The sequence below is a fragment of the Thalassotalea algicola genome, from assembly GCF_012932965.1.
In the GTDB taxonomy this organism is placed as follows: Bacteria; Pseudomonadota; Gammaproteobacteria; order Enterobacterales; family Alteromonadaceae; genus Thalassotalea_F; species Thalassotalea_F algicola.
Genome location: NZ_JABBXH010000003.1, coordinates 443,519 through 459,780, shown reverse-complemented (window position 1 = coordinate 459,780; position 16,262 = coordinate 443,519). Strand labels below are relative to the sequence as shown.

15 protein-coding genes are annotated in these 16,262 nt (G+C 38.6%); 9 read left to right on the top strand and 6 right to left on the bottom strand.

The genetic code is table 11. The features are described from left to right. Nucleotides 1-5 precede the first annotated feature (5 nt). The 9 genes from HII17_RS10840 (at nt 6) to yacG (ending at nt 8,346) form a co-directional block, all read left to right on the top strand. Nucleotides 6-572: a class I SAM-dependent methyltransferase gene (locus HII17_RS10840; protein ID WP_169075385.1), complete on the top strand. Its 567-nt coding sequence runs from the start codon at nt 6-8 to the stop codon at nt 570-572. Beyond that, nucleotides 569-1,444, top strand: coding sequence for a lysylphosphatidylglycerol synthase domain-containing protein (locus HII17_RS10835; protein ID WP_169075384.1), 876 nt, complete (start codon nt 569-571; stop codon nt 1,442-1,444). The genes HII17_RS10840 and HII17_RS10835 overlap by 4 nt, the downstream gene beginning before the upstream one ends. Next, nucleotides 1,441-2,490: a hypothetical protein gene (locus HII17_RS10830; protein ID WP_169075383.1), complete on the top strand. Its 1,050-nt coding sequence runs from the start codon at nt 1,441-1,443 to the stop codon at nt 2,488-2,490. Before HII17_RS10835 ends, HII17_RS10830 begins: the two co-directional genes overlap by 4 nt. Nucleotides 2,491-2,640: 150 nt before the next feature. Then, nucleotides 2,641-4,344 carry a type IV-A pilus assembly ATPase PilB gene (gene pilB / locus HII17_RS10825; RefSeq protein WP_169075382.1) on the top strand — a complete coding sequence of 568 codons (1,704 nt, stop codon included), beginning with the start codon at nt 2,641-2,643 and terminating at the stop codon, nt 4,342-4,344. A gap of 48 nt (nt 4,345-4,392) precedes the next feature. Beyond that, a complete protein-coding gene (locus HII17_RS10820; RefSeq protein WP_169075381.1) occupies nt 4,393-5,658 on the top strand; it encodes a type II secretion system F family protein in 1,266 nt (421 codons plus the stop codon). 88 nt (nt 5,659-5,746) lie between these two features. Then, nucleotides 5,747-6,631, top strand: a complete 885-nt coding sequence (locus HII17_RS10815; RefSeq protein ID WP_169075380.1) for a prepilin peptidase — start codon at nt 5,747-5,749, stop codon at nt 6,629-6,631. A gap of 4 nt (nt 6,632-6,635) precedes the next feature. Continuing rightward, nucleotides 6,636-7,238, top strand: a complete 603-nt coding sequence (gene coaE / locus HII17_RS10810; protein WP_328824524.1) for a dephospho-CoA kinase — start codon at nt 6,636-6,638, stop codon at nt 7,236-7,238. Nucleotides 7,239-7,314: 76 nt separating this feature from the next. Then, nucleotides 7,315-8,061, top strand: a complete 747-nt coding sequence (zapD, locus tag HII17_RS10805) for a cell division protein ZapD (RefSeq protein WP_169075379.1) — start codon at nt 7,315-7,317, stop codon at nt 8,059-8,061. Between the two features lie 48 nt (nt 8,062-8,109). Beyond that, a complete protein-coding gene (yacG, locus tag HII17_RS10800; RefSeq protein ID WP_169075378.1) occupies nt 8,110-8,346 on the top strand; it encodes a DNA gyrase inhibitor YacG in 237 nt (78 codons plus the stop codon). A 15-nt stretch (nt 8,347-8,361) separates the two neighbouring features. Here yacG and mutT read toward each other — a convergent pair whose 3' ends face one another. From mutT to ftsA, 6 genes are all read right to left on the bottom strand, one after another. Then, on the bottom strand, nt 8,362-8,754 hold the full coding sequence (gene mutT, locus HII17_RS10795) for an 8-oxo-dGTP diphosphatase MutT (protein WP_169075377.1): 393 nt from the start codon (nt 8,752-8,754) through the stop codon (nt 8,362-8,364). 79 nt (nt 8,755-8,833) lie between these two features. Continuing rightward, entirely contained in the window at nt 8,834-11,539 is a 2,706-nt protein-coding gene (secA, locus tag HII17_RS10790) for a preprotein translocase subunit SecA (RefSeq protein WP_169075376.1), read from the bottom strand. A gap of 94 nt (nt 11,540-11,633) precedes the next feature. Further along, nucleotides 11,634-12,488 (bottom strand): M23 family metallopeptidase, encoded by an 855-nt coding sequence (locus HII17_RS10785; protein WP_235938710.1) that lies wholly within the window; start codon nt 12,486-12,488, stop codon nt 11,634-11,636. Between the two features lie 243 nt (nt 12,489-12,731). Next, the gene (lpxC, locus tag HII17_RS10780) at nt 12,732-13,646 is read right to left on the bottom strand and encodes a UDP-3-O-acyl-N-acetylglucosamine deacetylase (protein ID WP_169075374.1); all 915 of its coding nucleotides are present in this window, start codon (nt 13,644-13,646) and stop codon (nt 12,732-12,734) included. Between the two features lie 134 nt (nt 13,647-13,780). Beyond that, entirely contained in the window at nt 13,781-14,938 is a 1,158-nt protein-coding gene (ftsZ, locus tag HII17_RS10775; protein WP_169075373.1) for a cell division protein FtsZ, read from the bottom strand. A gap of 86 nt (nt 14,939-15,024) precedes the next feature. Next, nucleotides 15,025-16,260, bottom strand: coding sequence for a cell division protein FtsA (gene ftsA / locus HII17_RS10770; RefSeq protein ID WP_169075372.1), 1,236 nt, complete (start codon nt 16,258-16,260; stop codon nt 15,025-15,027). Nucleotides 16,261-16,262: the final 2 nt, after the last annotated feature.

The window sequence follows — 16,262 nt, the reverse complement described above, 5'->3', positions numbered from 1 at the left end:
TAAATATGCCTTATACCGTCAACGAAGATTACAGAACCAAAAAAATCGCACGATTAGCTAGAGAATATAACTCGGTACTAGATGTAGGCTGTGCACAGTCGCCTAATCTTTTTTTAAGCAATAAAGTGGTTACAGGTTTAGACTTAAACGACATGATGCTTCCAAGTAATTATCATACGCATATCGTTGGACGTATTGAGGACTTGCTTGTTGGGGAAAATAGACTTTTTGATGCAATAATTGCAGGCGAGTTAATTGAACATCTGTTAGATCCAATATCATTCCTCAAAAATTGCTACTCGCTTTTAAAGCCTGACGGAGCAATAATTCTATCAACACCAAATCCTCATTCGATTATTGAAACTATACTTACAACTACCTTAAACCGTAAGTATTTTTATACCAAAGATCATGTAATGCTTTTTCCACAACGTTGGTTAGTTCGAATGCTTGAAATATCAGGCTTTAAAAACGTAAAGCTGCATTCTGGAGGTTTTCCAATTCCAGCGATAGGACTGATTCCTTGCCCACGCTTTTTTTGCCATCAAACTATTGCTATAGCTTATAAATGAATTTAACACTAAGAGCTCTCAATATAGTTACAAGTTTGCTTTTGGTTTCAGTGGCTGCTTACTACTTATTTAACGCCGTTGTTACTACCATTAGTCAAAGTCATATTGAATTTTCTTTAATTTTGTCTAAAACACTTATCCTACCAACACTATTGGCTGTGGCAGCTGGGCTAATAAATGCTTATCTTTGGTATAAAATTAACAAGATAAAGAATTACTCAACTAAATTTTTTCAATCAGTTCAAGCATGGTCAATTAGCCGTTTATTTAGATATGTCCCAGGAAAAGTTTTCACTTATATAGTAAGGCATAAGTTACAAGGTTCGACTAAAAAAAACTCTCTAATTGCGTCAATTAATGAGTTAATCATCAGTTATTACCCTGTATTCATTTTAGTTTTGATATATTTTTTTCAAGACTTTCCATACCTTATCTTATGTGCAATTATTTTAAGCTTCGTTACGGTAATTAACCTGCGAAAGGTTATCAAGATATTCAATAAACAGATAGCTCAAAAGCTAAACGATGATTCTTATAATCCTAATCATATTCTTAAGGCGCTTTTTCTCTCTTTTACCGCAGTCGCAATACATGGTCTGGCGTTTTATATAATAACCACCGCTACCCATTTAGATATTAGTTTCCTAGAGGCTACTACAGCATTATATATAAGTAGCCTTCTAGGCCAACTAGCTTTATTAGTTCCTGCCGGCTTAGTTGTGAAAGAGGCTGCTATAGTTTTTTTTCTAACAACATTAAATGTTGAATTAGAGGCAGCACTTATATGTGCATCTATATCAAGGCTTGCATTAATATTAAGTGAATTAGTCAACGCCACTTTATCTACCATAGTCTTAAAATTGACAAAATGAAAAACTTTAGAATAGGCTTTTTCCCTGCGCATCCTGCACAATTTTGGATGATGAAATCATTAGCAGACTGCGCTCCAGATAATGCAGAAGTAGTCTGGTTTATAAGAGATAAAGATGTTACGTTAGCACTTGCTAGGGAGCTAAATTTAAATTTTGTTCTCGTTTCAAAAGCGGGAAGTGGCATCATTGGTAATGCATGTGAACTTTTTACAAATATATTTAAATTTCTCTACTATTCAAAACGATACAATATTGACTTTTGGCTATCAAAGTACGGCTCAGTTAATATCAGCAGTTGGTTACTAAGAATAGATAATTTTAGTTTCAACGACGATGATGAAGATATCGTTCCCTTAATTGCAGCAACCAGCTATCCTTTCGCGAATAAAGTGCTCTGCACGAACTGGACTAGAACAAAGAATTTTAAAAATAAAATAGTAAAATATCGTTCGTTCCATGAACTGTTCTATCTACATCCTTCTAGATTTAAGAAAAATAGAACAAGAGCATATAAAGTATTAGAGATAGATAGTCATAAACCTTATGCCTTAATTCGACTTTCTTCAATGTCAGCTCATCATGATATCGGTGAGAGCGGAGTTAGCAGCTCACTATTATCTAAAGTAATTACAAAACTGAGTAATGGACTCGAAATAGTAATATCATCTGAAACTAATTTGAGTGGGAAACTAGAAGACCTTCAATTGAATTGTGAAAAAAAAGAGCAACACAATATACTAGCAAATGCAGCTATTCTAGTAACTGACAGTCAAACTATGGCTGCAGAAGCTGCAGTTTTAGGGGTTCCTAATATAAGAATATCTTCATTTGCAAAGAGGATTGGTTATTTAGAGGCTCTAGAGGAAATGAAGTTAACCAAAGGGTTCAAGCCTGATAACGAAAGTGGCATTCTAAATCATATAAACTACTTACTCAATTTAACAGATAGTGAAGTAACCGCAAAGTTAGACTATTTATTAAAAAATACGCTGGATCCTGTTCCTTTTTTTTGGAATGAGATCTGCTCTTACCTTAATAAAGGGTAGAAATATTAAATTAAGTCTTCTTAGCAAATGAAATATCTGATTTGAATCACTGATAGCAGAATTCATTTATTACTAAGACACTAAATAGATTTATTTTACCTACAAATATTATACACTATGTATATATTACCTAAACTTAACTGATAGATAATGAAAGGAATTCACCAGCAATCAAGCTTATTATCTGCCTTAGCTAAAAACAGTTTGATTGCACATGATCAAATTGTAGAAATTAATGAGGCTTTCAACGAGCAGGAAAAGCCTTTCTTACGCTTTTTAGTTGAAGATAAACACCTAAATGGTCACTCAATTGCTTCTGTTTTATCTCGCTCGTTTGGCTATCCTTTAATTGATCTCGCGCATTTTGATACATCACTGGTACCAGAAGGTGTACGCAACGAAAAACTAATAAAAAAGCATAACGCACTACCTTTGTTCTTAAGGGGAAAAGTGTTGTTTGTTGCTATGTCTGATCCAACAGACCTTGACGCGCTAGAAGATATCCAATTCAATACAGGATTTAGCACAGAACTTGTGCTTGTCGATGAGCAGAGTTTACAAAATGCAATTGAAGCGGTACTTGAATCAGAGGCTGATGCTCTTGATATAAGCGATATAGATTCCGATGAACTATCTGGCCTAGAAGTTCAAGAAGATAAATCTGACGACGAACCTGTTGGCCAAGAACAAGATGATGCACCGATTGTTGTTTATATTAATAAAATACTGCTGGATGCAATAAAAAAAGGGGCTTCAGATTTACATTTTGAACCATACGAGCATACATATAGGATTCGCTTTCGTATTGACGGCATCTTAAATGAAATAGCTAAACCTCCAGTCACGCTTGCATCACGCATGGCTGCAAGATTAAAAGTTATGTCTAAGCTTGATATTGCTGAGCGACGAGTACCTCAAGATGGTCGTATCAAGCTAGCACTATCAAAAAAGAAATCTATTGATTTTCGTGTTTCAACCCTCCCTACTATGTGGGGTGAAAAAATCGTAATGCGTATCCTTGATTCTTCTAGCGCGATGCTAGGTATTGATATGCTAGGTTATGAACCCGATCAGAAAAATATCTATATGGAAGCACTAGATCAACCGCAAGGCATGATACTAGTTACAGGCCCTACCGGTTCTGGTAAGACAGTTTCCTTGTACACTGGCTTGAATATTCTTAACACTGAGCAACGTAATATATCGACAGCCGAGGATCCGGTAGAGATAAATTTAGAAGGCATTAACCAAGTTCAAATTAATACTAAAGCCGGGCTGACTTTTCCTAGCGCCTTGCGCTCTTTCTTACGTCAAGATCCAGATATTGTAATGGTTGGTGAGATTCGTGATTTAGAAACAGCTGAAATTGCGATAAAAGCGGCACAAACAGGTCACCTAGTGTTATCTACACTTCATACTAACTCTGCGGCCGAAACATTAACGCGCTTACTCAATATGGGTGTTCCCGCATTTAACGTTGCCAGCTCAGTAAGTATAATTATTGCCCAACGCCTTGCAAGAAGGCTCTGTACTCAATGCAAAGCAGAAGACGATATACCACATGAGCATTTGACGCAAATGGGTTTCCCTGAAGATAAATTGGGTACTTTTACCATTTATAAGCCTATTGGGTGTGACGAATGTACAGGGGGTTATAAAGGCCGTGTCGGTATCTACGAAGTAGTAAAAATAACTCAAGAAGTGGCTAGTATTATTATGGAGGGTGGTAACTCCTTAGACATATCCAAGCAGTTCGCGAAAGAAGGCTACAATAATCTTCGCCAATCTGGCATAGTTAAGGCTATGAGCGGCATTACTAGTCTAGAAGAAGTTAACCGTGTTACTGCGGGCTAGGCACCAATAATTACAATAAAATAATGAAAAAGCGTAAAGGAAGTAAACATGGCAGTATCATCAGCATCGAAAGCAAAATCTTCCAAGAAAAATGTTAAAACAAAGCCTAATGATGTATTTATTTGGCAAGGTGTTAACCGAAAAGGTAAAAAAATATCGGGCGAACTAAGTGCTGCAAGCATTTTAGATTTAAAAGCTCAGCTGAGAAAGCAAGGCGTAACCCCTGGTAAAGTTAAGAAAAAACCAAGACCTTTATTTGGTCTCGGCGGTGGTGATAAGGCAATTCAACCTGCAGATATCGCTACCGTAACAAGGCAGATCGCAACTATGTTGGGTGCAGGCGTGCCGCTAGTGCAAAGCATCGAAATGATTGCCAAAGGAAATGATAATGGCAATATGCAAAAACTTTTAAACGATATAGGCATAAAACTCGCTTCCGGTTTACCGCTTTCCGATTGTCTTCGAGAGCACCCTAAATATTTTGATGATTTATATTGTGATCTAGTGGCATCTGGCGAACAATCTGGTGCACTTGAAACTATCTATGACCGTATAGCCACATATAAAGAAAAAGCTGAAGCATTAAAAGCCAAAATCAAAAAAGCGCTAACCTACCCTATATCCGTATTAGTTATTGCAGCAATTGTGACTTCAATACTACTGATATTTGTAGTACCGGTTTTCCAAGACATTTTTGCTAACTTTGGCGCAGAACTTCCAGCCTTCACGCTGTTAGTTATAGCTATTTCTGAGTTTATGCAAGCTTATTGGTACCTTGGATTGGGTACTTTATTTGCTGCTGGCTTTATGTTTAAGAAAACCCACCAAAACAGTCAAGATTTTAGAGACAAGGTTGATAAAGCAGTTTTGAAGATACCTGTTATTGGTGATATTTTGGATAAGGCAGCAGTTGCCCGTTATGCCCGAACCTTGTCGACCACATTTGCTGCTGGTGTACCGTTAATAGACGCATTAGAATCTGCTGCCGGTGCCTCCGGTAACGCGGTATATCGAGATGCAATATTAGATATTCGCTCTGAAGTATCTTCTGGTATGCAAATGAACTTAGCTATGCGAAATTCTCAAATTTTCCCCGACATGGTAATCCAAATGGTTGCTATCGGTGAGGAATCTGGTGCAGTTGATGACATGTTGGCTAAAGTAGCTAGTGTTTATGAAGCAGAAGTTGATAACGCCGTAGATAATTTAACGGCTCTTTTAGAGCCAATGATTATGTCAGTTTTAGGTGTAGTCATCGGTGGTTTAATTATTGCGATGTATTTACCAATTTTCCAAATCGGTCAAGTGGTATAATCAACAACCCCTAAAATAAAGCCATTGCTAGTAAAAGCTAGTTAATGGCTTTTTTGGTTTTAACATTTAATAAATTTAGGTTTTTAGTATGTTAGAAAATGTCATTGCTACTTTCGAACAAGTGCCCGCATTTTATTATGGATCAATTGTTGTTTTTTCATTATTAGTTGGTAGCTTTTTAAACGTCGTAATACATCGCTTACCAAAAATGATGGAGTACGGCTGGTATCAAGAATGTCGCGAATTTTTAAGTGATGAAGTACCAAAAGAACCTACTCGAGATTTAACACCAATCACTTTATCTAAACCAAATTCGACCTGCCCTAAATGTGGTCATGCAATTAAGTTTTACGAAAATATTCCAGTATTAAGTTGGTTACTATTAAAAGGAAAGTGTAGTAGTTGTAAAAATCCTATTGCTAAACGATACCCAATAATTGAATTAATTACAGCGGTAATGGGATTTATAGTGGCTAGCCATTATGGCGTGACTTGGACGGCATTTTGGGTGCTGTTTCTCACTTTTGCTTTAATCGCATTAACCGTCATCGATTTGGACCACATGCTACTGCCTGACCAAATAACATTACCTTTTCTTTGGCTAGGGCTACTCATTAACTTAAACGGCCTTATAGTGCCAATTGACGATGCCGTGATAGGCGCTGTAGCCGGTTACCTAAGTTTATTCAGTGTATTTTGGTTGTTTAAGATATTAACGGGTAAAGAAGGAATGGGTCATGGCGACTTTAAATTGGTCGCTTTATTCGGTGCTTGGATGGGCTGGCAATTACTACCATTACTTATTTTAATGGCCTCATTAGTTGGCGCAATTGTTGGCATCAGTTTAATGGTATTTAAGAATCATCAACGTGATCAAGCAATACCCTTTGGTCCATATTTAGCAGTAGCCGGTTGGATTTGCTTACTTTGGGGAGCTCCGATATGGCAATGGTATTTAAGTCAATTAGGGTAAAATTGTGATCATCGGTTTAACAGGCGGCATCGGCAGCGGTAAAACGACCATAGCAAATTTATTTGCTCAAAAGGATATAGACATCGTCGATGCTGATGTCGTTGCTCGCGAAGTAGTGGAACCTGAAAGTGTCGGTTTAGGGTCAATAATTGATCATTTTGGTTTAAGCATAATCAAAGGCAATGGCGAACTAGATAGAGCTGCGCTAAGAGAAATAGTCTTCACTGATGAGTCTGAAAAGCAGTGGCTAAACCAGTTACTTCATCCACTGATCAGAGATGAAGTTTTTTCTCAAATATCTGCTTGTCATTCACCCTACTGTATTTTGGTTGCTCCGTTATTGTTAGAGAATCAACTCGACAAACATGTTAACCGAGTTTTGGTTGTCGATGTGCCTGAAGAGCAACAAATATCAAGAACAGCACAGCGAGATAATTGTGACGAAAATATTGTTAAAAATATAATTAATGCGCAAATTACCCGAGAGCTTAGACTCAGTAGAGCTGATGACATTATTGACAATAGTAAAAGCGATTTTATCCAAATTGAGCAAAGTGTCGATGCACTTCATAAGCACTATTTACAGTTGGCTGCCAATGAAAAATGACAATTTGGTTAAAATAATTCGCCATTTTTAGAATCACCCGTTAGTATAACTGCAACTTAACCTTTAACTTTTTGTAATGGCATCGGTTTTATACGAACACCCGCTCAACGAGCGTATCCGAAATTACCTTAAACTTGAGCAATTATTTGCTCAGGCTAAAAACTGCCTACCAGAACAAATCGCAACCAATTATCAAGTATTCTTTAATGCCCTTTTCGCTATTTTTGACACTTTAGACAGAAATGACATCCGCGGCGAATTAATAAAAGATTTAGAGAAACTAGAACAACATTTGGTGATCTGGTCTAAATCACCCGAAATTAATAGCCCAGTTTTAGAAGAAAATTTACAACAAGTCGTTGCTCTGATTTGTACATTACGCGGCAACCTTCCACCTTGGCACGTATTAAAAGATGACAAATTGCTTGCATCAATTAAGCAACGGTTTGCCATTCAAGGTGGTAGTTCAATATTTGACCTTCCACAACTGCAATTTTGGTTAAGCAGGCCAATCGATAGGATAAGTACAGATATATCACTTTGGTTAAGTAAGCTTGCAGAATTAGAACAAGCAATTGGATTAATTATGAAGTTCCTGCGTCAACGCAGTGGGTATGACACGATTAATACTGAAAGCGGCTTTTATCAAGATAATGGTGAAGGCCTATTACTACTGCGCATTAAGGTTGATGAAAGGTCTCAACATTACCCAACCGTTAGTGGTAATAAATTTCGCTATTCCATTCGGTTTATGTTGCCATGCGATAAAACTGGGCGAAAATATTCAAGCCAGCCCACGACATTTGAACTTGCCCGCTGCTAGCGCTATACTCGCGCCAATTCAATCAAATGAAGTGATACATTAAACAAAATGACATTAATTGTGAAATGCCCCACTTGCGAAAAAGACGTACAATGGCAAGCAGAAAATACTTTTAGACCCTTCTGTTCTGAGCGCTGTAAACTAATTGATTTGGGTGACTGGGCAGAAGAAAACCATAAGATTTCTCAAAAATTACCAAGCAATGAGCCGATTTCCGAAGAAATGATAGATGCATTGGAAGAGCAATTCCTTCAACACAACAAATTCTTCGTTGAGCCTGAATAAACCATTCCTGTAATTTTAAGAAAATTCTACTTGGAGTTTTTCAACAATTGCTAGGTTTGCAGCAGGGAAGTCCAAGTCATTGATGGCACTGATTGCAAACCACTGCTGTTCGTTACCTTCTAAAGAGTTGGGCTCACCGATAAACTGATCAACAACAAATATATCAAGCTTCACTTGTTTATCACCATAATCATGGCTAATTTCCATAAATGGCGTACACGCTAGAATATCTATTGACACTTCTTCTTTAAGCTCTCTAGCAAGCGCTTGAGCGACAGTTTCATCGCTTTCCACCTTACCACCAGGAAACTCCCATTTCCCGCCTTGATGAGCACTACTGTGCCTTCTAGTTAGAAATACTTGCTTGCCTTTTACAATAACGCCAACGGCAACATGAACTTGTTTCAAAATTTCTCCTAATTTTTTGGCAATAAAAAAGGTGGAAAATCCACCTTTTTATAATTTGTTCTTCTATGACTTGGTTAGATTAGTTTAACTTACCATGACATTGCTTATACTTTTTACCAGAACCACATGGACATGGATCGTTACGCCCAACTCTAGGCTGACGTTGCTGCTGTGGTGCAACTTCATTTTCGGCCTCTTGATGTTGGTAGTTTTTCGGTAACTCTTCGGCTTTACGATGTTGCTCTTCTACTGCTTCAACATCTGATTCAGCCTGAATTTGAACCTTACTTAAAATTCCTACAACGTCATACTTCAAATTATCAAGCATCTCTGAGAATAACTCAAAAGATTCGCGCTTGTACTCTTGCTTCGGATTCTTTTGCGCATAACCACGTAAATGAATACCTTGACGCAAGTGATCCATTGCTGATAAATGTTCTTTCCAATGAGAATCCAAACTTTGCAGCATAACTGCTTTTTCAAACTGACGAAGTACGTCTTTACCAACCATTTCTTCTTTAGCAGAGTATAGCGCTTCAAACTCAGCAATAATTTTTTCGCGAAGTGTTTCTTCATGAAGACTCTTATCTTCTTCAAGCCATTTCGCTACTGCAAGTTCTGTATTGAATTCACCTTTCAGACGATCCTCTAATCCTTGAACATCCCACATTTCTTCTAATGATTGCGGTGGTATGTGCTGATCAATAATGCCATTTAAAACATCATTGCGAATAATACCTACAACTTCGCCAATATCACTCTCGTCTAATAATTCATTGCGCTGTTCGTAAATTACTTTACGTTGATCATTGGCAACATCATCAAATTCTAGTAGCTGCTTACGAATATCGAAGTTACGGCCTTCTACTTTTCGTTGCGCATTTTCAATACTCTTAGTTACCCACGGATGCTCGATAGCTTCGCCACGCTCCATGCCTAACTTACGCATCATGTTAGCGATACGCTCAGAGGCAAATATACGCATCAAGCCATCTTCCATTGAAAGATAGAAACGAGTAGAACCCGCATCACCTTGACGACCAGAACGACCACGTAGCTGATTATCGATACGACGTGACTCGTGACGCTCGGTAGCAACAATATGTAAGCCGCCAAGCTCTAGCACTTTGTCATGTTCAACTTGCCAGTCCGCTTTAACTTTAGCGATTTGCTCATCTGTTGGGTTTTGAATTTTTGCAATAGCAGCATCTAAGTTACCACCTAATACAATATCAGTACCACGACCAGCCATATTAGTAGCAATAGTTACACCACCGATTTTACCGGCTTCTGCGACAATTTCCGCTTCCTGAGCATGAAATTTCGCATTCAGTACTTTGTGCTTAATTTTCGCTTTCTTTAAGTAAGCAGAAAGGAATTCTGAAGTTTCGATACTGATAGTACCTACAAGAACCGGCTGACCACGTTCTACACAATCTTTAATGTCTTCTAAAATCGCTTCAAACTTTTCTTCCGCTGTTAGGTAGATTAAATCCGCCATATCTTTACGGATCATCGGTCTATTCGTTGGGATAATTACCGTTTCTAAACCGTAAATATGGTTAAATTCAAACGCTTCAGTATCAGCAGTACCTGTCATACCTGACAGTTTGTTATAAATACGGAAGTAATTTTGGAACGTAATAGATGCTAATGTTTGGTTTTCATTTTGAATATTTACACCTTCTTTAGCTTCAACCGCTTGGTGTAAACCTTCAGACCAACGACGTCCTTCCATTGTACGACCAGTGTGCTCGTCAACAATAACGATTTCATCGTCTTTAACAATGTAATCAACGTCTTTTTGGAATAGGTTATGTGCACGAAGTGCCGCCATAACATGATGCAATAGCGAAATATTAGCGGCAGCAAATAAAGACTCACCTTCTTTGATAAGGCCTTTACCTTGCAAGATTTCTTCGATGCGTATTTGGCCACGCTCAGTTAAATAAACTTGTTTAGATTTTTCATCAACGGTGAAATCACCCTCTACAAAATCTTCTGACTGCCCTGTTTCTTCGTCTTTATCTTCTTCACTTTGGCGTTCTAGGTCTGGAACAATTGTATTAATTGCGCGATAAAGTTCTGAACTATCTTCTGCCTGACCTGAAATAATTAATGGCGTACGAGCTTCATCAATTAGGATTGAATCTACCTCATCGACTACCGCAAAGTTTAAAGGACGTTGAACACGCTCTTCAGTGGTAAATGCCATATTGTCGCGTAAGTAATCAAAACCAAACTCGTTATTTGTACCGTAGGTAATGTCACAGTTATAGGCTTCATGTTTTTCCGCTGGCGCCATACCAGGGATATTACAACCAACTGTTAAGCCAAGAAATTCAAATAATGGGCGAGACCAGTCAGCATCACGTTTAGCCAAATAGTCGTTAACAGTAACGATATGTACGCCTTTTCCAGTCAAACCATTAAGGTAAGCCGGTAATGTTGCGGTTAACGTTTTACCTTCACCAGTACGCATTTCGGCAATTTTACCTTGGTTTAACACCATGCCGCCGACCATTTGCATATCAAAGTGACGCATCTCAAAAACACGCTTACTTGCTTCGCGAACAACAGCAAATGCTTCAGGTAAAATCGCTTCTAACGTTTCACCTTGCTCTAAACGTTCTTTGAACTCTGTTGTTTTCGCTTTAATCTCTTCGTCACTTAACGCTTCAATTGTCGCTTCTAACGCATTAATTTTATCTACTTCTCTGCGCATTTTTTTCAGTAATCTGTCATTTCGACTACCGAAAAGCTTTGTCATTAACTTTACAAACATCTTGTTAAACCATTTTTAGAAGACAATTCTTCAACTAATAAAAAATCCAATAACAGGGATACACCTGTTACCTAAACCTTGTTAAATCTTTGAGTTATTTAGCTTTGCGATAAACGTATTTCGCGGGGTTGATTTGTGTATTATTGCGTAAAATTTCGTAATGAACATGAGGACCAGTTGAACGTCCTGTACTTCCCATTTTTGCAATTACTTGCCCTTTTTCTACCACATCGCCTAATTCGACCAATATCACTTTATTGTGACCATAACGTGTTTTGTAACCGTCACCATGATCTATTTCAATTAGATTCCCGTATCCATAACGTTCGCTAGCCCAGCTAACGACGCCAGAAGCTGTCGCAATGATAGGAGCATTTTCCTTTCCTGCAAAGTCGACACCTTTATGCATAGCAGGACGGCCATTAAATGGGTCTTTCCTGATCCCGTAATAGGAAGAAAGCCAACCCTTTATAATTGGGCGACCAGATAAATAACTATTATTTTGTATATGGTGACCTAATGTCAGTGATTCAAGTATTTTTAATTGTTTTTCTTCAAGTGCCAGACTTTTCGCTAAATCATTAGTTTCTAACAGTAAGTCTGCCAATGTTTTATCTTTTATTTCTTCAGGTGATTGAATAGGCCCACCCGCTGGTGGCATCTGCTCAAAATTAAATTCTTCTTGAGGAATATTATTGTCGTCTGCTAAGCGATCGCCTAGAGCATTTAACCTTAAAACCTGAGATTGTAGTTCAGCAATTTTAAGCGTTAATGCGATAACTTGTTGTTTTTCAGAAGAAGCCAATTCTTCAATACTTTGATTAGGATCTAGTGCTTGAACATTGTGCTGCGGAATTGCATTGGCCGATATTACTAAATGGACAATTAACCCTGACATTAAGGCAAAAATTGTAAGCGCAGAAAGCCAATGAAGCTTTGTTAACTTCATTGAGAATCTTACATTATTGCCACGATATAATAGGGTTAAACTCATAAAACTTTTACTAAACTTGGCTCATTTGAACGACAATTATCATTCGCTTTTAATACACAACCTAAAAGGCGTGCGGCACTTTGGCATAATTTATCATAAATGCCAACTGCTAAAACTAATTACTTTATTGTACGACAATGTACAAAAACAAAAAAGGCCGACAAAGTCAGCCTTTAATAATTCAATTGTCAGTTGCTTTTAGCTAAATGCGCCAGCTTCCTGGAACATGATCGGTGCTTTGGCTTCATCTTCATAAGTTACCCACTCCCAAGCATCTGTTTGATTAAATACTTCACGAAGTAGAATATTATTTAACGCGTGGCCTGATTTAAATGCTTTAAGTTCACCTAAAATACTAACGCCGCCCATATAAAGATCACCAATGGCATCTAAAATTTTGTGCTTAACGAATTCGTCATCATAACGAAGTTCGTCTTTATTAAGCATGCGATATTCATCAAGTACAATCGCATTTTCTAAACTACCGCCCAATGCTAAGTTATGAGAGCGCAAAAATTCTATATCTCTCATAAAACCAAAGGTACGAGCACGACTAATTTCTTTGATAAATGATGATGTGGTTAAGTCCATGGTCATACTCTGACCTGTTTTCGAAATAACCGGGTGCTCAAACTCAATGGCAAAATCAACTTTAAAACCTTCATAAGGTGTTAACTCTGCCCACTTGTCACCTTCTTCAACACGAATCGGCTTTTTAATTCGAAGAAAACGCTTAGCAACGTTTTGCTCTTCAACACCTACCGATTGAATTAGATAAACAAAAGGTAAAGCACTACCGTCCATAATTGGTACTTCCGGCGAGTCGACATCAATAATTAAATTATCTATGCCAATACCTGCAATTGCAGATAGAAGATGTTCGACGGTGGAAATCTGGACACCTTCTTCATTAACTAAACATGTACATAGCGTGGTTTCACCAACAGCTTCCGGAGTAGCTTTAATATCAACTACCGGATCTAAATCGACGCGTCTAAACACAATACCAGTATTCGCAGGTGCAGGACGGAGAGTGACCCTTACCTTTTCACCTTTGTGCAAACCAACACCGACTGCTGAAACGCTATCTTTTAATGTACGTTGTTTAATCATAGATCGCCTTTACTTAAGCCATAAAATTTCGGACAACATCCGACCACCTGTTTTAGCGGTGGCGTAATGTATCAAAAATTCCCAACAAAATCAAAAATACAGCCGTAAACTGTACGATTTGTAACAATTAAGTGTTAATCAGCCTGTTTTCTTAAGAAAGCAGGGATATCTAAATAATTGTCCAACTCTTTTTCTGTTGTCGTCACCGGAGCAGCTTGTGCTTCCATTGCTGCACTTACCATTGGCTCAGCCTGTGGTGATGCAACAAATTCTTGACCAACTGCAATTGGTTCAACCGCAGGAGCAGGGTTTACTAGTGTAATATCAGGCTTACGCTCTGCACCAATACCTGTTGCAACTACAGTAACTCTTAATTCATCTGTCATTTCAGGATCGATTACGGCACCAACAACAACCGTTGCATTCTCAGACGCAAAAGCTTTCACTTGGTTCCCGACAGTTTCAAATTCATCAATACTAATATCCATACCAGCAGTAATATTAACCAAAATACCACGTGCACCAGCTAGGTCGACATCTTCCAATAATGGACTTGCGATTGCTGCCTCAGCTGCTTCTTGTGCACGATCTTCACCTGATGCAATACCAGAACCCATCATTGCTGTGCCCATTTCAGACATAACAGTACGAACATCAGCAAAATCCACGTTAATTAAGCCTGGGCGAGTAATTAATTCTGCGATACCTTGCACAGCACCAAGCAATACATTGTTTGCTGCTTTAAATGCATCGAGTAATGATGTTCCTGGGCCTAATACTTTTAATAGCTTTTCGTTAGGAATCGTAATTAACGAATCCACATGTTTAGCTAGAAATTCAATACCTTGATCAGCGTAATTCATACGCTTTTTACCTTCAAATGGGAATGGCTTTGTTACTACAGCAACCGTTAACACCCCCATTTCTCTAGCTACTTCAGCAACCACTGGTGCTGCACCAGTACCTGTACCGCCGCCCATACCAGCAGCAATAAATACCATATCGGCACCTTGTAGCGTTTGTTTAATCGTTTCACGATCTTCTTCTGCAGCGCGACGACCTATTTCTGGGTTTGCACCAGCACCAAGACCTTTAGTTACATCACTACCAAGTTGTAATGTTACATTTGCAGATGAATTGCGTAATGCCTGTGAATCAGTATTTGCCGTGATAAATTCAACACCTTCAATGGTTTGACTTACCATATGCTCGACAGCGTTGCCGCCACCGCCACCTACACCGATAACTTTAATTACCGCTTCTTCATTATGATCTTCCATCAATTCAAACATCTTTTTCTCTCCGTTTTTAACGTTTTTGTTCCACCAAAAATTAAAACAATGTTGCTTAAGTGATTGTTATTCTTACCAAGCAACGCTTAAAATTCGCCTTTAAACCAGGCGTGAATGCGTGACCAAAGATCAGTCACACCTTCAACATTCTTCTTACTTTTTTCTTCATTGCTGCTTTCCTGCATACCGTAATGAAGTAAACCAACTACGGTTGAATATGTCGGGTCGCTGACATATTCATATAAACCTTCTACAGGTAAGGGCTGTGCTATACGAACCGGCATTTGGAATACTTCTTCAGCAAACTCGACAACACCTTCCATTTTCGCTGTACCACCAGTAAAGACATAACCTGCAGCAATTTGATCAATTAAACCCGCTTCGCGCAACTCTTCTTGAATTAATTCGAATAACTCGTGATAACGCGGCTCAACGACTTCTGACAATGTATGACGTGACATAGTGCGCGCCGGACGGCCACCAACACTCGGTACTTCAATACTTTCTTCCATGCTTACCATTTGGCGAAGCGCACAGGCATATTGCACTTTAATTTCTTCTGCATGACTCAGTGGTGTTCTAAAAATCTTCGCGATATCGCTAGTTACCTGATTGCCCGCAACAGGAATTACAGCGGTATGACGTAACGCACCACCGGTAAATACCGTTAGATCCATAGTGCCGGCACCGATATCAACAACGCAGATACCCAGCTCTTTCTCGTCTTCTGTGACCACAGCATAGCTAGAGGCTAAAGCGGAAAAAATCAGTTGGTCTGCTTTTAATTCGCAGCGTTCAACACATTTCACTAAGTTCTTTGCCATGTCATTAGCACAAGTCACAATATGGACTTTCGCTTCCATACGAACACCTGACATACCTATTGGGCTTTTGATACCATCTTGGCAATCAATACTAAATTCTTGCGGTAGTACGTGAAGCATTCTGCGCTCAGCAGAAATTGGTACAGAGCGTGCAGTGTGAATAACATTATCGACGTCTTCTTGTATTACTTCATTGTCGCTAATTGGCACCATGCCATTTTCATTCTGACAACTAATGTGCTTGCCTGATATTCCTAGATAGATCGAAGTAATACGACAATCTGCCATTAACTCAGCTTCATTAATTGCACGTTGAATTGATTGAATGACTAGGTTTAAGTCGTTAACTCCACCTTTGTCCATACCGCGTGATGGCTGATTACCCACACCAACAATACTTAGCTTGTTTTCTGGGGTAATTTCACCAACGGCGACAGATATCTTTGATGTACCGATATCTAAACCTACGACTAATTTTCTGTCTGCCACTTTTGCCATCT